The sequence below is a fragment of the Aquidulcibacter sp. genome, from assembly GCF_020253525.1.
Lineage (GTDB): Bacteria > Pseudomonadota > Alphaproteobacteria > Caulobacterales > Aquidulcibacteraceae > Aquidulcibacter.
This window is the reverse complement of sequence record NZ_JADCBK010000159.1, coordinates 1-22,592: the sequence shown is the minus strand read 5'-3', so window position 1 is coordinate 22,592 and position 22,592 is coordinate 1. Positions and strand designations below refer to the sequence as shown.

Here is a 22,592-nt window from a genome sequence, read left to right as displayed (position 1 = left end):
CTTGCCGCTTCCCCGCTCGCGGGGAAGCTGTCCCGAAGGGACTGAAGGGGTCGTTTTCGTCTAGACCCATTTTGGTGGACCCGCTGTTCTACCAAAGCGCTTCCAGATAAAAGCCATCCCAAAAAATGTCATCCCCGCCGGAACGACGTGGAGAGCGGGGACCTTGTGGGACTTTGCGGCAGGAGGTCCCCGATTGGCTGACGCCGTCCGGGATGACAACCCTTTTAGCAATGCGCTCCGCGCGGTAGGGTGCATTCCTTACGGAATGCACCCTCCATGTTGGCAAATGTCCGCTTTCGAGAAACCGCCCAGGCCCAAGCCTTACGCCCGCGCCGTTTCCGACAATTCTTTCAATTGGGTATTTGCGATGGCCAGCTTCGCGAAGCTCCAGCCGCCTTGGCTGGCGCGGAGTTCGCCCAAGGCAGAGCTGGTGCGGCGAAGTTCGGCTTCATTCAGTTTCGACCAGCTTTCGACGACCGCTTTGGCCCAAGCCGCACTGGTGCCTGCTTGGCCAAGCTTTTGGGCGTGGTCGCAGACGGTACCGGTCAGGCCTGCTTGCTCGCCCATAAACTCCTCGATCAAGCGGCGCGTTGCCACGCGGTCCCAATGGTCTGGGGTTGAGGTTTGGCCCGCGGCGGCACGGATTTCGTCAAAGCCGACAGCAGCGCCCAAGGCGTGATAGAGGCGGGCGACGGCTTCCACGGGCAAGGCCTTGGTTGCTGCAATATCGACAATATCAGTGGCTGAGGTCAGCGGCAGGAGACCCGCAATAGACTTGGACAAGGCTTCGGGCGCCCCTGCTGCCTTCAGCGTCTTACAACGCGCCTCTAGGCGAGCCTTTTCAAAGGGCGAGACCACGTCATAAATCATGCTGGCTAAGCTTTGGACGCCGGTTGCATAGGTTGTGACCAGATCCCCAACCGAGCGCAGGCCCGCCCCATCGCCCCGGCTGGCCCGGCGGGCAAGCCAGAAGCTTTGGCGACGCAGAACAGTCAAAATCTCCATCATCAAGTCCAATTGGACCGAGGCGGGAACTTTTAGGTCCAGCGCATTGACCGCATCAATTGCCTCATCCAAGCCAAAGATGGCCCGGGCAGCCGCAAAGGCCCGCACGATAGAGCCTGTGTCGGCAACCGCACTTTCGCGCACGCGGTCCATAAAGGCCGCCCCGCCCAAATCGACCATTTTGTTCGACAGGACAGTTGCAATGATTTCTCGCCGCAAGCGGTGGTTGGCCATGGCGTCTTTGAACTGGCGACAGCCGGGTGGGAAATAAGTCACCAACGTGTCTTCAAACCATGGATCGTCTGGCGCGTCCGACGCGATCAAATCGTCAAACAAGGCGAGCTTGCCATAAGCGGTCAGCACCGACAGCTCTGGTCGCGTCAGGCCAGTGCGATTGGCACGGCGGGTGCGGAATTCCTCAGTCGAGGGCAGGAATTCGACTTTGCGCGACAAACGACCCGAAGCCTCCAACCGCTCCATAAAGCGCTCATGCGCATCAAGGTCTTGGCGGGCGGTAGCTTCTTGCAAGCTGATAGCCATGGTCTGGGCATAATTGTGCCGCAGGACGTGGATGGCGACATCGTCTGTCATCTCAGCCAAGAGGACGTCGCGGGCTTCCAATGTCATGCTGCCAGCCCGAACCAGACCATTGAGCAAGATTTTGATATTGACCTCATGGTCGGAACTATCGACACCAGCCGAGTTATCAATGGCATCGGTATTGAGGCGTACGCCCGCCTGGGCTGCTTCAATGCGACCGCGCTGGGTCAAGCCTAAGTTTGCCCCTTCGCCAATGACTTTGCAGCGCAAGGCTGCCCCGTCCACGCGGATGATATCATTGGCCTTATCGCCAACTTCTGCATGGCTTTCGCTTTGGGCTTTGACATAGGTGCCAATGCCGCCAAACCACATGAGGTCGCAGGGCGCTTTTAAAAGCGCATGCATGATATCGGTGGGCGAAGCTTCTTGGCCTTCAAGGCCGGTCAATGCCTTCAGCTCTGGCGAGAGCGGGATGGATTTGGCGCTGCGCGAGAAAACGCCGCCGCCTTGGGAGATCAGGCTAGGATTATAATCAGCCCAGGAGGAGCGCGGCAAAGCAAACATGCGGGCCCGTTCCGCATAGCTTTTGGCCAAGTCTGGATTGGGGTCGATGAAGATGTCGCGGTGGTCAAAAGCGGCCACCAATTTGATCTGCTTGGACAAAAGCATGCCATTGCCAAACACGTCGCCCGACATATCGCCCACGCCTATGACGGTGAAGGGCTGGGTCTGGGTGTCGTGGCCCATTTCGCGGAAGTGGCGCTTGACCGCTTCCCAGCCACCACGTGCTGTAATGCCCATCTTTTTATGGTCATAGCCCACCGAGCCGCCCGAGGCGAAGGCATCCCCCAACCAATGGCCATAATCGGCGCTGATGCCATTGGCGATGTCGGAGAAGGTGGCGGTACCCTTGTCGGCTGCAACCACCAGATAGGGATCGTCTTGGTCCCAGCGCACCACGTGACGCGGCGGCACAATGCCGCCATCGCCTGCAATATTGTCGGTCAGGTCCAAAAGGCCGCGCAAGAAGGTTTTATAGGCCTCAATGGCCACGGCTTGGATTTCGTCGCGATTACCGCCGCGTGGCAGCGTTTTCGGGAAGAAGGCGCCTTTTGAGCCCACAGGCACAATGACGGCGTTCTTGACTTGCTGGGCTTTGACAAGGCCCAAGACTTCGGTGCGGAAGTCGTCGCGGCGATCCGACCAGCGCAGGCCACCGCGTGCGACCGGGCCAAAGCGCAAATGGGCGCCTTCGACTTGTGGCGACCATACCCAGATTTCGCGGTAAGGCTTGGGATCGGGCACTTCGTCAATCTCGCGCGTCGCGATCTTGAAGCTCATATAGGACTTATGGCCACCAGCCGCGTCGGGCTGATAATAATTGGTGCGTTGGATCGCCATAACCAATTGCGCCAGACGGCGCAAAACGCGGTCAGCATCCAAGCTGGGCACGCCATCGAGCATGGTGAGGATGGTGGCCATCTCGGCCTTAGAGGCGGTCTCGCGGGTCTTTTTCGCGCCAAAATCTGGGTCAAAGCGGATTTTGAACAGGTTCAAAATGGCGCGTGTGATTTCAGGATATTCCGCTACGGCCTGTTGTTGCACGGCTTCGGATGGATCAAGGCCGGTTTGCCCGCGCCAACGGGCTAGGGCGCGTACGAGGGCTGCCTCCCGCCAAGAGACGCCGAGCTTGAGGATCAGGCGGTTGAAGCCATCGTTTTCAGCCCGACCCGCCCAAATGGCCGAAACCGCTTCCTCAAACGAGCCTTCCACGACTTTAAAGTCGAGGGCGCGGCCATTGGCGGTGCGCATCGAGACATCCTGCACCCAGACAAGTTCTTCGCTGTCACCCACGGTGCGCTTGATCTTGTGCGGGGTTTCGCTGACGACATAGAGGCCCATGCTTTCGAAAATGGGCACGGCAGCCGAAAGCGCAGTTGGGTCGCCCATTTTATAGAGCTTGGCGCGCAGAACAGTTTCGTGGTCATCGTCGCGGCGATAGGCGCGCACGCGCACATCTTCGCCTTGGACTTGTTCCAACTCTTCAATGTCGCGCAGGGCTTCTGCCGCATCAAAGCCGTCACGATAGCCGGCAGGGAAGCCTGCAATATAGCGCTGGAAGGCACGCGTTTTACCTTCGGCCAAAGCTTCGACGCCATCTTCCCACGTCCGGGTGATCTCTGCGATACGGGCTTCAAGCGTCTCGACATCTGGGTTGGGGTGCTGGTTGGGGGTAACGCCAATCACATAATGCACGCGCGCCAGCGGGGCATCGCCAAACAACGGATAGAAGGCAGATAATCTGCCGCCATAGGCCTCGGTCAAGGCGGTCCCGATCTTGGCCCGGACGTCGGAATTATACCGGTCGCGCGGCACAAAGACGAGGATTGACATAAAGCGGTCAAAGCGGTCGCGGCGCACAAAGACTTTCGTGCGCGGACGGTCCATCAAATGCTGGACGCCCAAGGAAATCCGACGCAAATCCTCTTCGTCGATCTGGAACAATTCATCGCGGGGATAATTCTCCACGATATTGCGCAGACGTTTGTCATTATGGCTGCCGGGGACGAGGCCGGCACTGGCGATCACACGCTCTGTCTTGCCGCGCAGCAACGGCACATCGCGCACCATCTGGTCATAGGCTTCAGCAGTGAACAGGCCAACAAAGCGGTCTTCGCCCAAAACCTCGCCATTTTCGCCAAAGCGTTTAACGCCGATATAGTCCATCACCGTGCGGCGATGCACGCGTGAGCGTAAGTTGGATTTAGCCACAATAATGGGCTGGGGCTCTTCAATATAGGCCCGGACCGCATCACTCAAGACCGAAGGCTCGTTCAAGCGGCGCAACACCATGCGCAAAGGATCGCGCAAAATGCCCAGGTTCAAGTCTTCGCGAATATCGGGTTCGTCCTTGATCCAAGCCCCAGTCTTGTCGCGCGGATAATCATAGGAACGCACGCCAAAGAAGACGAAATGGTCTGCCGCCAGCCATTTTAGAAAGGCAATCGACTCAGCAATTTCGTCAGCTGTGGCCTTGGTCTTGGCGACAGCCAATTCCTTGATCGCATTATTCATCCGGCTTTTCATTGCCTGATAATCGACAACCGAAAGGCGCACATCCTGCAGCGTTTCGCGCACGCCCATCAGGACGGCATCGCGTTTTGAAGGCGGGGTGGGTGGCAGATGGACTTGGATGAAGGATTCGGTCAGCGGCACGCCACCGGGCACGCGCATCCCGTCTGGATCGCGGCTGAGGGAGACAATGGGGTGGAACATGGCGCGCACTTCCACGCCCTGCGCCCCGATCTCGCCCATCACGCTATCGACCAGAAACGGCATGTCTGGCCCGCAGATTTCTAAGATATCCCGGCCTAGGGGCTGTCCTTGCGCGCCTTTGGCCTCAATCAGGCGGATTTCTTGCGCATCGGCGCGCTTGTGCGAGGTCCAGCGCCAGAAGCCATCGGCAAGTGCTGCAAGGTCAGCCGACGTGAGCCCCTGTACATCGTCTTCGGTGGCATCTTGGGCAATCTGGGTCAGGAATGATTCAGCTGCAGCCTCGAGATGGTCGCCTGACTTAAAGCTTGGAAAAGCCAGTGCCGCTGAAATCAGATCATCTGGTGAGATCCGCCGATCCGTTGCGTCTACCGACATCGCTATCCTCCCGTGCCTGCCATGCAGGCGATACTTTACATCCCACTCATAACCCGAACGGGGCTCGGCGGGTTTTAGGCCAGGTTCAGCCCAGTTTAAACCTTATCATCGCTGGAAGTTGTGGTTTCTTCCTTAACGACATCCTGATTGGATGCAGCAGATTTGGGGGGTGAGGTCTCTTCCTCATCGACACTGGAATCGGGATTGCCATTGTTCGACAACATCACGGCGATCCAGCGCGTGGATGGGAATTGGGCCAACACGATCATCAACATCACCGTCATGGGCACGGCAAGGAACGCCCCAGGTCCACCCCATAGCTTGCCCCAAAACACCAAGGACAGAAACACAACAAGGACCGAGATATTGAGGCTATCGCCTGTCATGCGCGGCTGAATAATATTGCCCACCACAAAGCCAATCCCTTGTGTGCCAGCCAGAATGACCAAGGCTGGCACCGGGCTTGAGAATTGCACCAAAGCAAATAGAGCGGGCAATAAGCTACCGGCTGCGCCACCCACCACCGGAATATAGCTCAAGACAAAGATGATGGTGGCCCAGAACAAGCCATTTTCCAGCCCAACCACGGCAAATAAGGCCCAGCTGGCTACCGCAATCATCAGGCCCGTAATGGTCTGGACCCACAAATATTGCTCCATCGACTTGGCGATGGCCTTGCCGATTTTTGCGGCGCGGGCGCGTTCCTTCTCATCTTGGAAGATTTGCTCAAGCTTAGCGGGCATGCTGGCTTGGGCGGCAAACAAGCAGGCGACATAAATGATGACGAACAGGGCTTGGCCGCCAAAGCTTTGCAATGCATCGGCAACCCCACGCAGGATCAAGCCCGGATTGAGATTGGCAAATAGCTGGCCAACGGTCGGGGGTGTACCAGACATACGCAAAAAGGCATGACCTTGGCTGATCAGCTCATCCAGACGCAGCTGATAGGCTCCAAGCGAGCGTGAAAAGGTTGCGGCATATTCAATGACGAAGCCAACAATGGCGGCCAGACTGATAAAGACAATCAGAATGGCAAGTGGCACCGCCGCAGCACGGGGCAAGAACTTAATGCGCTTGCTAAGCGACTCTGCAAAAGCGTCGATGGTCAGCCACAGGAAAATGGCTAAGGCCAAGGGCGTGAGCAAATCTGCAAACCAATAAAGGCCCGCGATAATGGCCGCGGCTGCTACCAGCATCCGCGACGCACTCGATGAAGAGTCAGATTTCGTCATGGGTGCAAAAAGACCTGCATCGCACCCAAGGTCAACCCTATTTGGTTGGATCCACTTTCTGATCTGTCCCTATTTGGGCATAATGCACCTTGGCCTGTTGAACCACATAGGCGCGGATGTCTTCCATCTCCTTTTGGTTCAACCACGAACTGAAGGACACCATGCCGCGGCTGGCATTGGCCCCATCCCAGACGATGGACTTCCACGTCGCCGCATCCTGGATGGCAGGCGAATAGCGCAAGTCCGGCAAAAGGCCGCCCGTGGCACTATGGCCGTGGCAGACTTGGCAATGGCGCATATAGATATCAAAGCCCGCCTTGGGATCAGCAGCCACCGTGGTGGCGGAAAGATCAAGGGCGATCTTTTCTGGCATCTCATACTTCGCCGCCGTGGCGGTGCCACCCAGTTTAAAGACCATCAAGCGGCCTTTCAGGCTGATCGGCCGATCAGGGGCTGCCAAGGGGGCTGCGATGATCGCCCCGCCATAGCCAACCATCACCGCCACATATTGCTCCCCATCCACGCGATAGGTCACGGGTGGAGCGATAATGCCATTCTGGGTTTCATAGGACCAAACCTGCTTCCCCGTTGCCGCATCAAAAGCTTCCAAAAAGCCTTCTGAGGTGCCTTGGAAGACCAGACCGCCCGCCGTGGCGAGAATGCCAGAGTTCCAAGGGAATTTGCGCGGTGCCATCCAGCGGGGCTTACCCGCCACCGGATCCCACGCCACCAACATGCCGGTCAACATCGCGCGCAAGCCTTTGCGCTGGCCTTCATCATCGGGCAGCGCCGCCAAGCTCATATTGACGCCCGTATTCCACGCGCCAGCCACTTGGCTATAGGGGCCAACTTGATCGCCAGACACGGCAGGCACCAGCATAGCCGGCACATAGACGAGATTTTCCTTCGGGTTCATCGCCATCGGGTGCCAATTATGAACACCAAAGGGCGCTGGAAATACCAAAGCCGGTGCTTTGGCGAACCGGGCCGATGGGTTTTCATTGGGACGGCCCGTCTTCAGATCAACCGAATGGGCCCAAGGGATAGGCATGCCCGCAGGCACATCGGCTTCTTTCGGCATAGGAAATAGGGAATTGGCGGACAAAAGCTCGCCCGTTGCCCGGTCCAACACATAGAAGAAGCCATTTTTTGGCACCTGCATGATGACTTTGCGCGGCTTGCCGCCAATTGGCAGTTCCGCCAGCATCAAATGCTGGGTTGCGGTAAAGTCCCAGGAATCCCCCGGTGTGGTTTGATAATGCCAGACATACTCACCCGTATCTGGCTTAACCGCGACGATGGAGGAAACAAAGAGATTATCGCCCTTCCCGCCAGAGCGAATCTTGTGGTTCCAAGGTGAGCCATTGCCAACGCCAAAATAAAGAAGATCGAGTTCTGGATCATAGGCCATGGCGTCCCAAACGGTGCCGCCACCGCCTGAGTCCTTCCACGCCCCATCGCTCCACGTCGCATTGGCCTTTTCTTTCAGGATTTTGTCCGACACCGCACCATCGGCTTCCCCCTTGGGATTGGGCGTGGTGTAGAAGCGCCAAGCCATTTCCCCGGTCTCAGCATCATAGGCGCTCAGATAACCGCGCACGCCATATTCGGCCCCACCATTGCCGATCAGCACTTTGCCCTTCACGACGCGCGGTGCCCCCGTAATCGTATAGGACTTGCCTTGGTCTACCGTGACTTTCGACCAGATTTCCTTGCCATTGCGGGCATCTAGTGCAATCAGACGGCCATCGAGCGAGCCGACAAAAACTTTGCCGCCCCACACCGCCACGCCGCGATTGACCACATCACAACAGGCCTTATGCGCGGTTTCGCCCGGAACCTTGGGGTCATAGGCCCATAAGAGATTGCCCGTTTTGCCATCAAAGGCAGAGACTTTCGACCAAGACGTGGTGGTATAAATCACCCCATCAACCACGATGGGCGTGGCTTCATGGCCCCGGTCGGTATCAAACTCATGGCTCCACGCAAGGCCTAGTTTCGAGACATTGGTGAGATTGATTTGATCCAAGGGGCTAAAGCGCTGCTCGTCATAGGTGCGGCCATAGCTCATCCAATTGTCGCCATCGGCCGCCGCAGCGGTCAGGCGTGCCGCATCAACTTTGGCAGCTGGGCTATTGGATGTATCGGGTGCGCAGCCAGCAGCCAGCACTCCCATAAGCAACGCACTGGTTGCGACGAGCCGTTTGATCATCTTTTCCTCCCTGACCGGTGGCCTGCCTGTGGCGGGGCCATCTCTTGTCGTGGGTGAAACAGTATCGGCTTTAGGGAATTGGGCAATAGGCTTGGATGTGCCCGAACTTTAAACCGCAGGATCGGGCTGGATTTGCACCAGTCGTCCGTCTTTGTCGGCTACCGCACGATAGAAGCAGGACTGAAAGCCCACGTGGCAACACCCGCCATCGCCATCGACTTTCACCTTCATCACCACCGCATCCTGGTCGCAATCGATGCGCAATTCTTGGACATGCTGCACTTGGCCCGAAGTCTCCCCCTTCTTCCATAGGCTTTGGCGCGAGCGCGACCAATAATGCGCAATCCCGGTTTCTAACGTCAGGCGCAAGGCTTCGCCATTCATCCAAGCCAGCATTAAGACCTCGCCCGTCTCTGCCGACTGCGCCACGGCAGGGATCAGGCCGTCGGCGTCAAAGCGCGGCATCAAATCAAGCCCGCGCTCCAACACTTGGGTGGAACCAGCCTGTGGGAAAGAAGTCGAAGCGGCCAAATCTTTGCCTCAAATCAAGGTTTAGACACTAAGGATCAAAGCACCCAGTGTTGGAGAAATTGTTTCTTGCACATCTATGATCAGACCCGCAATGGGGCGCTTGTCCTGCACGCCAAAGCTCGAGATTGGGCCCGCCACAGCGCGACCCGCACCGCAGCCTTTGAGTTTTTAATGTTTGGCATCAAACAGGCTTGGGCCTGCCTTTATGGCGGCACCATGTTGGCGCTTTTGATCCTGACCATGCTGTTCTGGCCTGAAGAAGGGGCCATGCTTAGCCGGTTCGACTTTCTGTTTCTGGCCGCCATTGCCTTGCAAATTTTGTTGGTGGCCCTAAAGCTAGAGCGCTTGGAAGAGGTCAAGGTGATTGCGATCTTTCATGTCGTGGGCACGATCATGGAACTCTTCAAGACCCATATGGGCTCTTGGACCTATCCCGGGGATGCCATTTTCAAGATTGGCGGCGTGCCGTTGTTTACAGGCTTTATGTATGCCTGTGTTGGCAGCTACATCGCCCGCATCACCCGCTTAATGGACCTACGCTTTAGCAAATATCCCCCCATTTGGACGACCTGGGTGCTGGCAATCGGGGCCTATGTGAATTTCTTCACCCATCATTTTGGACCAGACATACGGATCGGCCTTTATGTGTTTTCGGTTGTGATCTTCTTCAGGTGTCGGGTCTATTTCATGCCCGATCAAAAGGCCCGCTGGATGCCGATGCTATTGGGCTTTCTGTTGGTCTCGTTATTCATCTGGTTTGCCGAAAATATCGGGACCTTCACCAACACATGGATCTATCCCCACCAGCAGGATGGCTGGCACATGGTGCCTTTTAGCAAAATGGGCGCTTGGTACCTGTTGATGCTATTGAGCTTTGTGTTGGTGACGCAGGTGCACCCGCCAAGGCCGCCAGAGCCGCAAACAAAAACGCCGGACCCCTAAGGGCCCGGCGCGTTCGCACAACAAATCGGGGAGGATTTAGTTGTAACCTGCCAAACGCAGGAAACGGTCTTTCAATTCCCGGTCGGTCTTGAACACGCCGGTGAATTGGGTGGTGATGGTTGCCACATTGGGGTGGTGCACCCCACGCGTGGTCATGCACTGGTGCTTGGCATCCAACAGGACGGCCACACCGGCAGGGCGCAGCGCATCGGTGATGCAATCTGCAATTTGCGCGGTCATGGTCTCTTGAGTTTGCAAGCGCTTGCCAAAAATTTCGACCACACGGGCAATCTTCGAGATGCCAACAACACGATTGGTTGGCATATAAGCAATATGAGCCCGACCCAAGATGGGCACCATATGATGCTCACAATGGCTTTCAAGGTCGATGTCGCGCAGCATGACGATGTCGTCATAGCCTTGGACGTCTTCAAACGTGCGGCTCAATTCCGCCGCTGGGTCCATTTCATAGCCAGCGAAGAATTCGCGGTAAGCTTCGACCACGCGCTTTGGTGTATCGATCAAGCCTTCCCTGTCTGGGTTATCGCCAGCCCAGCGCAACAAAGTGCGCACGGCAGCCATCGCCTCGTCGCGGGTTGGTCGGTCGGCTTGTGACACCTCAGAGATGAGGCGCGGATCTGTAATCGCGTCCATGAGCTTATGCCCCTTTCAAAGGGGTCGGAGGTCGAGCCGGAAATCCGGTCTTAACGCCCGCCCTGTTTTCATTTCATGCGTCTACACATGTAGGCGCACCGTTTATGCCGTCTTCGCGTCAGCATCATTTCAGTCTAAAGGACTGGAGCAATAACAAACACTCAAACCACTGAAGAGTCTACGTTGGCTCTTCGTCTTGGATCACATGATGCGTGAAATAGAACTGTTCAATACCCTGCAACGAGAAAAAGTGCGGTTCGTGCCGCAAGATCCTGAACGCGTCACGCTCTATGTTTGCGGTCCAACTGTCTATAATTTTGCCCATATCGGCAATGGCCGCCCGGCCGTGGTGTTTGATACGCTTTTCCGGCTTTTGCGCGCGATTTATGGCGAAAACCATGTGATTTATGCGCGGAATATCACCGACGTTGACGATAAAATCAACGCAGCTGCCTTAGAGCAAGGTGTGGATATCAGCCAGATCACCGAAAAATTCACGGCCATTTATCGCGCCGATATGGCAGCACTGGGCACACTGCAACCAACGCTCGAACCTAAAGTCACCACCCATATGGATGACATCATTTCGTTGGTTGGCCGCCTATTGGATAAGGGTCACGCCTATACGACACCAGATGGGGTTTACTTCCACGTGCCCTCCATGCCGACCTATGGGCAATTGTCGAACCGCAATCTGGAAGACAACGAGGCCGGTGCCCGCATCAGTGTCGATGGCAATAAGCGCGACCCAGCAGACTTTGCTTTATGGAAGGCTGCCAAGCCAGGCGAACCGGCTTGGGATGCCCCGTTTGGTGCTGGACGGCCTGGCTGGCATATCGAATGCTCGGCCATGATTGAGACCAATCTGGGTATAACCATCGACATTCATGGTGGCGGTCATGATCTGATCTTCCCGCACCATGAAAATGAAATCGCCCAATCGGTCTGCGCCCATGAGGGTGCGCCGCTGGCAAATATCTGGATGCACAACGGCTTTTTGACCATGAATTCCGACAAAATGTCGAAGTCATTGGGCAATGTGGAATTGGTGCATGAAATGGTAGAGCGTTGGCCGGGCGAAGCGCTGCGGCTGGCGTTGCTCTCGGCCCATTATCGCGCGCCACTGGATTGGACGGATGAATTGATCCTGCAGTCGATGAAGACTTTGGACCGGCTCTATCGCGCTTTGGACGGGGTTTGGAATGAGCGGGTGGAGCCTGCCCTGCCCGAAGGCATTTTGGCCGCCCTGTGTGATGACCTCAATACGCCCAAGGCGCTGGCCGAACTTTCCATGCTGGCGCGCAAGGCCAATAAGGCTGAGACTTTTGAAGATCGCAAACGGGCCAAGGCAGAGCTTTTGGGTGCTGGGCTTCTGCTGGGCATTTTGGGGCAAGAGCCACAGGCGTGGCTATCGCGTGCCGGTGCCACAGTTGAAGACGGCGTGACCGCTGAGATTGAAGCCATGGTGCAAGCCCGCTTTGAAGCCCGGGCCAATCGCAATTGGGCAGAAGCCGATCGGCTGCGTGCTGAACTGGCGGCGCGCGGGGTTGAGGTCACCGATGGCAAGGACGGCGCAAGCTGGCGGTTTATTTCGTGAGCCCGCGCCGCCCCCATGTCGTGCTCAGCTTGTTTGGCCTATGCGCGCTGACAGTCCTTGCGGGTTGTCAGCCGGCGAAAGACCCGTCGACAACGGAGGCGCAAGTCGAAGCCCATCCCGATGCAACCGCGACCGCGGATGTGGACAAGCGCGCAACCCTCGCCCTGAAGCAGGACTTGGTGACCCGCTTTCCCCAAAATAGCCCAACCGCCAAGGTTGAAGCAGGCTTGATCAAGGATGGCTTTGAGTGTGGTCCAAACCCGATGAAAACGGGCGAACGGGCCTGTTTGAAGGCTGAGCGTAAAGGCGGGTGCGAGGAAAACACCATTGTACGCAGCCAGCCCTATTTGCCCGAAAAGGCGCAATTCATCCGTATTTGCGAGATTGTGAAGTAGTCCCTAAACTTGGCCCTAAATCTGCCCCTAAATCTGCCCCTAAACCTGCATGGTCAGATAGGCTTTGCCGGTTAAGGCGATGAGCGCGCCTAAGGTTAGGGCTGCCCGCAAGGGCCGGTACCACAGGGGCCAACGGCGCGTGCTGCCGCCCGTCGACACAAAATCCCAAACCCACATCAGCACAAAGCCGCCCGCCAACATGCCAAGCCCAACCAAGGGCACAATATATTGGGTGACGATGGCCAGTGCGGCGACCAAGGACGGCAGCACCGCCGCCGTCAGGGTAAGGATGCCCGGTGCCTCGGGCCTCGCGCCAATCTCAAAGCCCCAACGCGCCCCGCCCAAGAAGGACAGGATCACACCAGCATAGGCGAAGAATAAAGTCGTCGAGACCCCGTCATAAGGCGAAGTCGCCAGAACGCTGCCTGCCAAGGTAGCGAAAAATGGCACCAAGCCCAAAAGACCAAGGACCCACGGGGTTTTAGGGGCAACATCTCGACGGCGCATGCTTGTCTCCTCGCGCTGAAACAGCGCCTCAGGGCCTTGTGCGCAAAACCTAAAACCGATTTACGCGACACATAGGCTTCACATTATAAATCTAGATCGACCGGATGTGCCTCATAACTGGCGCCCGGCGATCTAGGCCTCAACCCGGTGCAAAGCGCCTGACAATGCCTGCGGCAGACAACCCCGCTAACAGTGCCAGCAGGACCCCTGCTAGTCCATGCAATACAGCATGATCTCTTGCAAATTCAAAGAGGGCACGTTCGGCCCCGACCTTGCTGACCACCAAGGTGGTGAGCGTGGATTGGGCAGGCCGACCATTACGAAACACCATGACTTTGGCGGTATAGAGGCCCGGAGGTGTGCGATCTGGCATCTGAATATCGGCGCGGAATAAGCCACCTTTGAGGAGTTTCACGCCATTGGGATCATCCACATACAGCTTCTCGCGTTGGCGTTGGGCGACAAAGGCATCGACCAATTCTTCGGCGAAAGGTGATTCTGCGCTGGCCTTGGCAATATCCAACTGCCCCTTGGGGCGGAGGCCATAGAGGGAGAGCGTGTCGCTGGGGGCGATTTGTTCGAGTGGCCGGGCACTGGCAACGCCAAAGAAAGTGGGTGCCGCGGCAAAATTGATCTGATCCTTGCCGATCCACAGCCCCGCCGTGCGCTTGCGCTTAGCGATCCAAGCCGGACGGTCTGGGCCGCGAACGGCAACCACAATATCAGTGCGCCCAACCGAGCCCGCCCGCACAGAGCCAAAGACCGTGACTTTCGCCCCGGTAAAGCTTGAGGTCACCAAGACCGCATCATCAATCAGCGCCGCCGAAACCTGCGTGCTTTGCGCTCGGGCGGCAGGGCCGAGGATGAGGCCCAAAACCAAAACCATCCAGAGTGAGAGGCGCGCCATCATAGGCCACCCCCCGGTGAGGACAGCTCAAACAAGGTTGAGGGTACAAAGACGAGGTCCGCCGCAAGTCGCAGCGCCACCAGAAGGACCAAGGCCCCCAGAAGTGCGCGCAATTGCTCTCCCTTCAGCTTGCGGCCAATGATGACGCCAATTTGTGCGCCCATCACACCACCGACAATCAATAGGCCCGACAGGACGAGATCGAGGCTGCCATTGGCCGCTGATTGCAGAAAGGTGGTAGCCGAGGCCGTAATCAAAACTTGGAGGGTTGAGGTACCCACCACCAGATTGGGCGGCATATGAATGATATAGACCAAGGCCGGAATCAGAATGAAGCCGCCGCCCACGCCCATAATGGCCGACAAAATACCGACGCCGACCCCAATGGCCAAAGGCGGGATAATGCTGATCACCAGTTTCGAACGCGGGAAGCGCACCTTGAACGGCAAGCGATGGGCCAGGTCATTGGTCGCCCGACGAAAGCTTGGCGCAGGCCCACCGGCACGCGTTTTGGCCATCGCGCGCAGGCTTTCCCAAACCAAGCTTGTCCCCAGCGAGCCGAGCAAGATTGTATAAGCGATGCGCACCGTGGCCTCTGCCGCGCCTTGCGACTTCAACCAGCTGAACAAAAGCGAACCAATGCCAACGCCAATGATCCCGCCAATCGAGATCACAAGGCCCATGCGTAAATCCACACCTCGTCGCTCAAACTGGCCAAGGACCGAGGACATGGACGAGGCTGCAGCCAAATTGGCCCCCGCAGCGACCGCCACAGGCGCTGGAATGCCCATCAGCATCAAAAGCGGCGTCATCAAAAAGCCGCCACCTACCCCGAAGATGCCAGACAAGCAGCCGACGACCAGTCCCAAAGTGGCCATGAGCCACGGACTTACTGCCATTTCCGCAATGGGCAGATAGACTTGCATAGACGCCGCCCCGGTGAGTTAGGGGACCATAGGCTGCGTCGGATGGCGTTTCTATGGCGTTCGGTCACTTTTGCAGCAACCAAAATCGCCTTTCTGGCCTGAAGGCTTAACCGATCCGCTTTTTAGTGGCTTTCGGGCCGAACAAAAGCCAAGCAATGAAACCCAAATAGGGCACAAATAGCACCAGTACCGACCAAACCGATTTGCCAAAAGGCCCGGTGCGATCATTCTGGAGGATGTTGATCACAGCCCAGAGACCCAAGACGAGGGAGAATAGAAAGCCAAAGGTGAAGCCATTATTCCATTCCATTCCGAACATGTGTCAGTCGCTCCTACATGAAGGCCCTGCATTTGCCTTGCACTTATGATATTGGGGCCAACCACGGCAGACGCAATGGCCCTTGAGCCGCGCGCGTCTTTAGAAAGCATTGCCCAAGTTCTATGACCACCGAAATCCTGCCAGAAGCTGTTTTGCCCGTCTCTGACCCGCGCGGGTCCATCGAGACGATCACATTGGGCTGTCGGCTCAATCTTTATGAATCCGAAGCCATGCGCAATCTCGCAGAAGATGCCGGGCTGTCGAATGTGGTCCTCGTCAATACTTGTGCGGTGACAGGCGAAGCCGTTCGTCAAGCACGCCAAACGATCCGCCGGGCGCGCAAGCAAAAGCCAGATGCCCTGATCGTGGTGACCGGATGTGCCGCCCAAATCGACCCTGGCATGTTTGCCGCCATGCCCGAGGTCGACCGTGTGATCGGCAATGCCGAAAAGGCCGAACCCAAAACCTTTGTCGCCCTCGCAGGCGGGCAAAGCGAGCGCGTGCTGGTCAATGACATTATGAGTGTGCGTGAGACGGCCGGCCATCTGATCGATGGCGTACAAGACCGGGCACGCGCCTATGTGCAGGTACAAAATGGCTGCGACCACCGCTGCACCTTCTGCATCATCCCATTCGGGCGCGGCAATTCCCGCTCGGTCCCGGCAGGCGAAGTGGTGGCGATGATTGGCCGTCTGGTTGCCAAGGGCGTGCCCGAAGTTGTGCTGTCAGGCGTGGACATGACGTCTTGGGGCGCAGATCTTCCCGGCCAGCCCACTTTAGGCGATCTGGTCCAGCGCATTTTGAAATTGGTCCCCGATTTAAAGCGCCTGCGCTTGTCATCGGTTGATGCGGTGGAGATTGACGACACCTTGTTCCGCTTATTTGCAGAGGAAGAGCGGATGATGCCGCATTTGCATCTTTCGCTTCAGCATGGGGCAGACATGATCTTAAAGCGCATGAAGCGCCGCCATACCCGCGAGGATGCGATCAAGCTTGCTGCCCGCTTGCGCGCAGCCCGCCCCGATATTGCTTTCGGGGCAGACCTGATTGCAGGCTTCCCCACCGAGACCGAAGCCCATTTTGCAGACTCTTTGGCTTTGGTCGATGACGTGGGCCTTGCCTTCTTACATGTCTTCCCCTTCTCGCCGCGCCCAGAAACACCTGCCGCCCGCATGCCGCAATTGGACAAGGCGACGATTAAGGCCCGCGCCGCAATTCTGCGCGAGAAGGGCCAGCAAGCTTTAGCCGCCTATCAGGACAGCCAAATCGGCACCACCCAGACCGTGCTGATTGAGCGCGATGGCAAAGGCCGCCTCAATAGCTTTGCCGAAATCCAAGTGCCAGGCGGCCTCGCTGGTACCTTGATCCAAGCCCGCGTCACCGGTCGGGCGGATGGCTATCTTGTGGGTGAACTCGCCTAAGCCCAGAAAAGCTAGGGCTTGCGCCCCTGCAGGCGGGCTAACGCCTGTTCGGCTGCGTCTCGTCGAGAAAAATTAGGCGATCTCAGCCGGGTCTCTGCATAGGGAACCCCTTTTGAGGTGGCCAAAGGGTCGCGCAGGAAGGCCAAAACCGCCATCAAAAAGGGCGTGCTTTCCAGCCCAGTTTGGACGGTCTTTCCAATCGGCAAACGGCAAACCAATTGATAGGTTTCAACATCTGAATCATAGGATGACTGGACCACTTCCATCTCGTCCAAATCGGCCAAGCGATAGGTTTTCACCGAAGTCTTGTTGAAGAGCGTGTAGGTGATGGTCAACTGGCCGGGCCTTATCTCCCAGGTCTGATCGGGGCTGAAGGCAGAGCCTGCCATAAAGGCCAAGGTGACCGAGAGACCGCCCAAGACAATGATACCGAAAAACAGGGTCAGAATGGTTGGCGGCCAAAGCGCAGGCCCCAGCTCAACCAACAACAAAACAGTCCCCAAAAGACCAAACCCGCCAAAGATCAGGCGAATGGGCGTGGGCATGATATGAGACAGGACGATTGGGTCGTCCCCGGCACAAGGCGAAACTTCCATAGGCACGATCATACACCTGCCGCCTTAATGAGGGGTGTTGATTTTCGCAAAATTTTTGCAGTTTGGCTGGAACTTGCCGCTAGGATGTCATCCCCACCAGCGCGCGCAGACCTTGCGCGCTGCCCTCATTTTACTTGCCCGCCAAAGCTGGGGCGATGGTTTCGACCGTGTCGGTCCAAACACCGACGCTCTCCGGCAAGCCTTTGAGCAGGGCTGGGTCATTCAATCCACCCAAGGAGGAATGAGAATTCTTCGGCACAGGCCCCACCAAATAGACGCGGCTGCCTACCTTGGCCATGCGTTTGGCAAAGTTGGATCGCCAGCCCCAGATGAAGCCTGTATGGCTGTGGGGCACCAAGATGACGCTGCGCTTACAGGCTTGCGGCACAAAGCCTGACCAACCCCACGCCACATAGGACTTCAAACAATCGGCGACTTGCTTCTTGGAAAAGGCACGAAACTCAGGCCCAGCCGCCTTCACATAGGTGGCAATAGGCACTTCATGGCCATAGACCATGACACGATCTGGGCTGATCTCTCGCTTTGCAAGATAAGCGGCAAGCTTGCGGCCCTCTTCTGGGTCTCTACTCTTGATATTGATCAAGATTTGCGTGCTGGGCAGCGCCTTTAGCACCTCTTCAAGATTGACCATCAAGCCCACGCCCTTACCCCGCAGCGGATAAGTCGCGCCTTGATCGGCCGTATAGCCATAGCCAACGTCTAAACCGCGAAGATCGGCCATGGTCTGCCTGCGGGTCACGCCCGTGCCATTGGTGCGGCACTCCAAAGTCCAGTCGTGGAAAACGACGAAATCGCCATCTGTTGTAGGATGCACATCCACTTCAATGACATCTGCGCCCAGCGCCACAGTCGCCAACAGCGATGGGATGGTATTTTCGATGAAGTCATGCGTGGGGGGATTGATGCGCGTCGCCGTGCAGGTATCACGCTCAAGACCTTCTCGCGAATAGGTCTGATGCACCCCGCGATGGGCTAAAATCGGATGAGATTTTTGCGCCATTTGTTGGGCGGCAACCGGGGTCCAAAGGCCCAAGAGGATCAAACACCCCAGACCCAACTGGACGGTGAAACGCAGCTTCTTCATTCAGACCTCGAGACCTATTCTTTAAGGCCCCCCAGCCGCTTTAATTCACACTACGGATTTCAAACGGGCTGTCGAGTGAAAAGGTGGGGACTTGGGCTTCGAAGGTTTCGCCATCGTCGGTCTGCATCAGATAGCTGCCCATCATGAGGCCAGATGGTGTCGAGAGCGGGCAGCCGGAGGTGTAGGTAAAGCTGTCGCCCTCACGCAAAATAGGTTGTTCGCCAACAACTCCCGGGCCTTGCACCACTTGGGTGACGCCATGATGGTCAATAATCTTCCAAGTGCGCGCAGTAAGCTGCACGGTCTTTTCCGACAAATTGGCGATCTCAACCGTATAGGCCCACATGAAATCATTCTCGTCGGGATCGGATTGATCGTCGAGGAAAACCGGCGTCACCTGAATGCGGACACCGCGGGTCGTAGCGGAATATTGGGTCATGGCCTGCCTATACTGCCCCTCATCGCACTGCGCATCCCTTGCTTACAGATCAAAGACAACGCCTTGCGCCAAGGGCAAGGTGGTGGAGTAATTGATCGTCTGGGTCTGGCGGATCATATAGGCTTTCCACGCGTCAGAGCCAGCTTCGCGTCCGCCACCGGTTTCTTTTTCACCGCCAAAGGCCCCCCCAATTTCAGCGCCCGAGGTTCCGATATTGACGTTGGCAATCCCGCAATCAGAGCCTGAGTGCGACAGGAAGGTTTCCGCCTCCCGCAAGTCCGTGGTGAAGATGGAGGAGGATAGGCCTTGGGGCACATCATTCTGAATGGCGATGGCCTCTGCCAGACTATCAGCCTCCACCACATACAGGATGGGGGCAAAGGTCTCGGTCCGCATGATGGCAGTTTGGGCCGGCATCTCAACGAGGGCGGGCTGGACATAATTGCCTTGCAAGGGCTGGCCGCCCACGAGGATACGCCCGCCTTCGGCTTGGGCCGCCTCTAAAGCGTGCTGCATACTGGCCACCGCCGCGGCATCAATCAGGGGGCCGATCAAGGTTTCAGGCTTGCGGGGGTCACCAATCGACAGGCTGCGATAGGCCCGGATCAGGCGCGCGACGAGGTCTGCCTTCACGTCAGGATGGACGATCAAGCGGCGCAAAGTGGTACAGCGCTGGCCCGCTGTTCCCACGGCCGAAAACACAATCGCCCGCACGGCAAGATCAAGGTCAGCACTTGGCCGTACAATCATCGCGCCATTGCCGCCCAATTCTAATAAGCTGCGCTTCAAATGCGACGCGCAGGCTTTGGCGACTTCCCGGCCCATGCGGGTCGAGCCTGTGGCCGAGACCAGACGGATCAGCGGATTTTCAACCAGCTCTGCCCCGATCGCCGCATCCCCCTGCAGCACTTGGATCAAACCAGCGGGGGCTTCGGCTCCGAATTTTGCCACTGCCCGGTTAAAAATGGCGCAGGTGATCTGGGCGCAAAGCGGGGTTTTTTCCGATGGTTTCCAGATCACCGGATCGCCGCATACCAGCGCCAACATAGCATTCCACGCAAACACAGCCACGGGAAAGTTAAAGGCGCTGATGACCAGGACGGGGCCCAAAGGCTTCCAGCGTTCCAGCAAATGATGACCGGGCCTTTCAGACGCCAAAGTCAGGCCCGCCAATTGCCGCGACAGGCCAACCGCATAATCGGCCATATCGATCATTTCTTGCACTTCGCCTAGGGCTTCTGAGCGCGTCTTGCCTGCTTCCAACGTCACCATATCGGCAAGCTCTTGCTTGCGGGTACGCAATTCCTGCCCCCACAGGCGCACCAATTCGCCCCGGCGCGGCGCGGGAATGGCCCGCCAAGCCAGATAGGCCGCTTGGGCCGTTTCGCAGGCTTCACGACAATCCTCGACCGAAGCAGCCGGCACTTCACCCAGCTTCTGGCCGTCAATGGGAGAGATAGAGGCGATCAACATGTTAGGACCATGGTTCAAACAGTTTGGACAATTTGAGGCCTTGGCCTTGATAATGGCTGCCCACATCGCCGTAAAAGGCTTGGGGCGCTGAAGACAGGGGCTCATAAATCAGGCGGGCCACGGGCTGATTATGCTCTAAAACAAAGGGCACGTCACGCCCGCGCACTTCCAACACCCCACGTGCACCAGCACTCCCATAATCTTTCGCGCCAAAGCCTGGATCAAAGAAGCCTGCATAATGGGCGCGGAATTCGCCCAAGTCTTCGGCGGTTGCCACCATTTCTGCGGCGACATTCTTGGGAATCGATAAGCCCGATTGGCTGGCCAAAATGTAAAACTCCCCGGGGTCCAGCACCAAGCGACCATCGCGCGCGGTTAAAGGCTCAAACCAGTCGCGCGGCGCATGGCCCCCCACTTTGGCAAGGTCCAACAAGGGCGCATGGCGGCGCGCCCGATATCCTATAACAGGCCCCAAAGAGTCGTGGGATAGATCCAAATTCAGATCGAGGCGTTGCAGCGTTGGTGTCTGGCCTTTCTTCAAGCGCAATTGGGCCAAGCGGTCGCCGGGTCGGGCGAGGATGGAAAACGTTCGCGGGCATATCTCAACCCACAGGGGGCCCTGATAGCCTGCCCGCACGCGGTCAAAGCTCGTCGCGCCATCAGCGATCACGCGCACAAACACATCGATCCGCCCGGTGGAGCTTTTGGGGTTGGCAAGCGCAAACACCGTCTCCGGCAGGGCGAGGCTTTCTTGCAGGGGGGCGAGATAGACACAGCCTGTTTCGAGCACGGCACCCTCGCGCAGATCGAGCTTGTGCAGCACCAAATCGCTCTCGCTCAAGCGTTGCGACACGGTGCGGCCAAGACCCGGCAAGAAGCTGGCGCGGACCCGGTAAGCAAAGTCGCCCAAGCGCAAGTCGAGGCTGGCGGGCTGGATTTGTTTGTCGGCAAAGGGGGTGGCGGCCGTGATGGCACCGCCATCGGCCAAGGCCTGCAGAATGTGGTCGGGCAAAACCCCGTCAGCGATGGAATCGATCATCCCACTTGCATAGCGGGTTTGAGGCGTTTTCTCTATGCCCCTGTGTCGGGGGCGGGCGGCTTAAGCCAGTTCGGCAATCGCCCAGCGCGCATCGACCCGGTAGGCGGCGAGGAAGGCCTCAACCTTGGCCCCATCCAGCCCATCGGCATTGGAAAGTTCGGCCGCATGAATGCCACCGGCTACAAACAAACAATCCAGCTTCTGGCCATGGGCACCGGCCACATCGGTCTGCACCCCATCGCCAATGCACAAGAGGCGCTCGCGTGCCAGCGGCTTGCCGGCGAGGCGCTCGGCTTCGGCAATGGTTAGGTCATAAATGGGCGCATAGGGCTTGCCTGCCATGATGACAGGGCCGCCCAATTCCTCATAAATATCGGCCAAGGCCCCGGCACACGGGATCAAATGACCACCAAATTGTACCACCCGGTCGGGGTTCGCGCAGATGAAGGGCAGATTGCGGGCGGCCAAAGCAGCCAGCTCTTCGCGATAGCTTTCGGGCGGCTCCGTCAAATCATCGCGCAGGCCGGTGCAAATCACATAGTCGGCGGTCTCTGCTGGGCGGAAATCAACAGGCAGGCCTTCATAGAGGCCCTCATCCTTGGACGGGCCAATCTTATAGCCACGGGGGCCCCGCTTTTCGATCTCGGCGCGCGTCGCATCGCCCGACGTCACAATCGAATCCCAGGCATCGCGACGCACGTGCAGCGCCTCCAATTGCTTGGGGATGACATGGGAAGGGCGCGGCGCATTGGAGATTAACACCACAGGCTTGCCCAGCGCGCGAAATGCGGCCAGCGCATTGCAGCCCTCTTGATAGGCTGCCCTGCCATTATGGATCACCCCCCACACGTCACACAGGACGGCGTCATAATGATCAGCAATATCGGCGAGGGCATGGATGATTCGTACAGTCATGGCCCCTGATACTGCGACTTGAGGAGAAGGTCGAGAATGGTGGGTGTGGGTTTACCCCCAACACCTATAGCCCCGCCAAGAAAAGCCTTGCGAGGGTGCACCATAAAGAGGGGCCGGGGCGCAGGAATGGGGAAGCGGCAAGCGGAAGCAGTTGGGACATGCCGCTTCCCCGCTCGCGGGGAAGCT

At 57.6% G+C, this 22,592-nt stretch carries 19 protein-coding genes; 4 read left to right on the top strand and 15 right to left on the bottom strand.

The annotated features are described in order from the left end of the window. Positions 1-321: 321 nt before the first annotated feature. The 4 genes from IOB61_RS16110 to hisI form a co-directional block, all read right to left on the bottom strand. A complete protein-coding gene (locus tag IOB61_RS16110; protein WP_290818902.1) occupies positions 322-5,196 on the bottom strand; it encodes an NAD-glutamate dehydrogenase in 4,875 nt (1,624 codons plus the stop codon). A 95-nt stretch (positions 5,197-5,291) separates the two neighbouring features. After that, complete coding sequence (locus tag IOB61_RS16105) at positions 5,292-6,428, bottom strand: AI-2E family transporter (protein ID WP_290818900.1); 1,137 nt, start codon at positions 6,426-6,428, stop codon at positions 5,292-5,294. 37 nt (positions 6,429-6,465) lie between these two features. Continuing rightward, on the bottom strand, positions 6,466-8,640 hold the full coding sequence (locus tag IOB61_RS16100) for a PQQ-dependent dehydrogenase, methanol/ethanol family (protein ID WP_290818898.1): 2,175 nt from the start codon (positions 8,638-8,640) through the stop codon (positions 6,466-6,468). A 108-nt stretch (positions 8,641-8,748) separates the two neighbouring features. After that, complete coding sequence (hisI, locus tag IOB61_RS16095; protein ID WP_290818896.1) at positions 8,749-9,171, bottom strand: phosphoribosyl-AMP cyclohydrolase; 423 nt, start codon at positions 9,169-9,171, stop codon at positions 8,749-8,751. Positions 9,172-9,237: 66 nt separating this feature from the next. On the opposite strand from hisI, the gene IOB61_RS16090 reads away from it, so the two are divergent. Further along, a complete protein-coding gene (locus tag IOB61_RS16090) occupies positions 9,238-10,113 on the top strand; it encodes a DUF817 domain-containing protein (protein ID WP_290818894.1) in 876 nt (291 codons plus the stop codon). 36 nt (positions 10,114-10,149) lie between these two features. Here the strand turns inward: IOB61_RS16090 and folE are convergent, their stop codons facing one another. Further along, on the bottom strand, positions 10,150-10,767 hold the full coding sequence (gene folE, locus IOB61_RS16085; RefSeq protein WP_085338388.1) for a GTP cyclohydrolase I FolE: 618 nt from the start codon (positions 10,765-10,767) through the stop codon (positions 10,150-10,152). A gap of 208 nt (positions 10,768-10,975) precedes the next feature. Between folE and cysS the strand changes: the two genes are divergently transcribed. Both cysS and IOB61_RS16075 read left to right on the top strand, forming a co-directional pair. Then, the gene (gene cysS / locus IOB61_RS16080) at positions 10,976-12,364 is read left to right on the top strand and encodes a cysteine--tRNA ligase (protein WP_290818891.1); all 1,389 of its coding nucleotides are present in this window, start codon (positions 10,976-10,978) and stop codon (positions 12,362-12,364) included. Next, complete coding sequence (locus IOB61_RS16075) at positions 12,361-12,759, top strand: hypothetical protein (RefSeq protein ID WP_290818889.1); 399 nt, start codon at positions 12,361-12,363, stop codon at positions 12,757-12,759. Before cysS ends, IOB61_RS16075 begins: the two co-directional genes overlap by 4 nt. 39 nt (positions 12,760-12,798) lie before the next feature. Here IOB61_RS16075 and IOB61_RS16070 read toward each other — a convergent pair whose 3' ends face one another. The 4 genes from IOB61_RS16070 to IOB61_RS16055 form a co-directional block, all read right to left on the bottom strand. Beyond that, positions 12,799-13,266, bottom strand: a complete 468-nt coding sequence (locus IOB61_RS16070) for a DUF3429 domain-containing protein (RefSeq protein ID WP_290818887.1) — start codon at positions 13,264-13,266, stop codon at positions 12,799-12,801. Positions 13,267-13,405: 139 nt separating this feature from the next. Then, the gene (locus tag IOB61_RS16065; protein WP_290818885.1) at positions 13,406-14,176 is read right to left on the bottom strand and encodes a TIGR02186 family protein; all 771 of its coding nucleotides are present in this window, start codon (positions 14,174-14,176) and stop codon (positions 13,406-13,408) included. After that, complete coding sequence (locus IOB61_RS16060) at positions 14,173-15,099, bottom strand: sulfite exporter TauE/SafE family protein (RefSeq protein WP_290818883.1); 927 nt, start codon at positions 15,097-15,099, stop codon at positions 14,173-14,175. The genes IOB61_RS16065 and IOB61_RS16060 overlap by 4 nt, the downstream gene beginning before the upstream one ends. A 106-nt stretch (positions 15,100-15,205) precedes the next feature. Next, complete coding sequence (locus tag IOB61_RS16055; RefSeq protein ID WP_290818881.1) at positions 15,206-15,418, bottom strand: PLDc N-terminal domain-containing protein; 213 nt, start codon at positions 15,416-15,418, stop codon at positions 15,206-15,208. A gap of 122 nt (positions 15,419-15,540) precedes the next feature. On the opposite strand from IOB61_RS16055, the gene mtaB reads away from it, so the two are divergent. After that, entirely contained in the window at positions 15,541-16,839 is a 1,299-nt protein-coding gene (gene mtaB, locus IOB61_RS16050) for a tRNA (N(6)-L-threonylcarbamoyladenosine(37)-C(2))-methylthiotransferase MtaB (protein WP_290818879.1), read from the top strand. Positions 16,840-16,850: 11 nt separating this feature from the next. Here mtaB and IOB61_RS16045 read toward each other — a convergent pair whose 3' ends face one another. The 6 genes from IOB61_RS16045 to IOB61_RS16020 form a co-directional block, all read right to left on the bottom strand. After that, on the bottom strand, positions 16,851-17,447 hold the full coding sequence (locus IOB61_RS16045; RefSeq protein ID WP_290818877.1) for a hypothetical protein: 597 nt from the start codon (positions 17,445-17,447) through the stop codon (positions 16,851-16,853). Positions 17,448-17,565: 118 nt separating this feature from the next. Then, positions 17,566-18,540 (bottom strand): glycerophosphodiester phosphodiesterase family protein, encoded by a 975-nt coding sequence (locus IOB61_RS16040; protein ID WP_290818875.1) that lies wholly within the window; start codon positions 18,538-18,540, stop codon positions 17,566-17,568. Positions 18,541-18,580: 40 nt separating this feature from the next. Further along, positions 18,581-18,979, bottom strand: a complete 399-nt coding sequence (apaG, locus tag IOB61_RS16035) for a Co2+/Mg2+ efflux protein ApaG (RefSeq protein WP_290818873.1) — start codon at positions 18,977-18,979, stop codon at positions 18,581-18,583. 42 nt (positions 18,980-19,021) lie between these two features. Beyond that, a complete protein-coding gene (locus IOB61_RS16030; protein ID WP_290818871.1) occupies positions 19,022-20,452 on the bottom strand; it encodes an aldehyde dehydrogenase family protein in 1,431 nt (476 codons plus the stop codon). A 1-nt stretch (position 20,453) separates the two neighbouring features. Continuing rightward, complete coding sequence (locus IOB61_RS16025; RefSeq protein WP_290818869.1) at positions 20,454-21,491, bottom strand: 2'-deoxycytidine 5'-triphosphate deaminase; 1,038 nt, start codon at positions 21,489-21,491, stop codon at positions 20,454-20,456. A 60-nt stretch (positions 21,492-21,551) separates the two neighbouring features. After that, entirely contained in the window at positions 21,552-22,406 is an 855-nt protein-coding gene (locus tag IOB61_RS16020; RefSeq protein WP_290818867.1) for a TIGR01459 family HAD-type hydrolase, read from the bottom strand. Positions 22,407-22,592 lie beyond the last annotated feature (186 nt).

Bases quoted from the DNA above. Each gene is read 5' to 3' on its own strand.
- folE (WP_085338388.1), bottom strand. From the start codon at position 10,767: ATGGACGCGATTACAGATCCGCGCCTCATCTCTGAGGTGTCACAAGCC.
- IOB61_RS16045 (WP_290818877.1), bottom strand. From the start codon at position 17,447: ATGATCGTGCCTATGGAAGTTTCGCCTTGTGCCGGGGACGACCCAATC.
- IOB61_RS16030 (WP_290818871.1), bottom strand. From the start codon at position 20,452: ATGTTGATCGCCTCTATCTCTCCCATTGACGGCCAGAAGCTGGGTGAA.
- IOB61_RS16110 (WP_290818902.1), bottom strand. From the start codon at position 5,196: ATGTCGGTAGACGCAACGGATCGGCGGATCTCACCAGATGATCTGATT.
- IOB61_RS16055 (WP_290818881.1), bottom strand. From the start codon at position 15,418: ATGTTCGGAATGGAATGGAATAATGGCTTCACCTTTGGCTTTCTATTC.
- IOB61_RS16025 (WP_290818869.1), bottom strand. From the start codon at position 21,491: ATGATCGATTCCATCGCTGACGGGGTTTTGCCCGACCACATTCTGCAG.
- cysS (WP_290818891.1), top strand. From the start codon at position 10,976: ATGCGTGAAATAGAACTGTTCAATACCCTGCAACGAGAAAAAGTGCGG.
- apaG (WP_290818873.1), bottom strand. From the start codon at position 18,979: ATGACCCAATATTCCGCTACGACCCGCGGTGTCCGCATTCAGGTGACG.
- IOB61_RS16100 (WP_290818898.1), bottom strand. From the start codon at position 8,640: ATGATCAAACGGCTCGTCGCAACCAGTGCGTTGCTTATGGGAGTGCTG.
- IOB61_RS16040 (WP_290818875.1), bottom strand. From the start codon at position 18,540: ATGAAGAAGCTGCGTTTCACCGTCCAGTTGGGTCTGGGGTGTTTGATC.
- IOB61_RS16020 (WP_290818867.1), bottom strand. From the start codon at position 22,406: ATGACTGTACGAATCATCCATGCCCTCGCCGATATTGCTGATCATTAT.
- IOB61_RS16105 (WP_290818900.1), bottom strand. From the start codon at position 6,428: ATGACGAAATCTGACTCTTCATCGAGTGCGTCGCGGATGCTGGTAGCA.
- mtaB (WP_290818879.1), top strand. From the start codon at position 15,541: ATGACCACCGAAATCCTGCCAGAAGCTGTTTTGCCCGTCTCTGACCCG.
- IOB61_RS16070 (WP_290818887.1), bottom strand. From the start codon at position 13,266: ATGCGCCGTCGAGATGTTGCCCCTAAAACCCCGTGGGTCCTTGGTCTT.
- IOB61_RS16065 (WP_290818885.1), bottom strand. From the start codon at position 14,176: ATGATGGCGCGCCTCTCACTCTGGATGGTTTTGGTTTTGGGCCTCATC.
- IOB61_RS16060 (WP_290818883.1), bottom strand. From the start codon at position 15,099: ATGCAAGTCTATCTGCCCATTGCGGAAATGGCAGTAAGTCCGTGGCTC.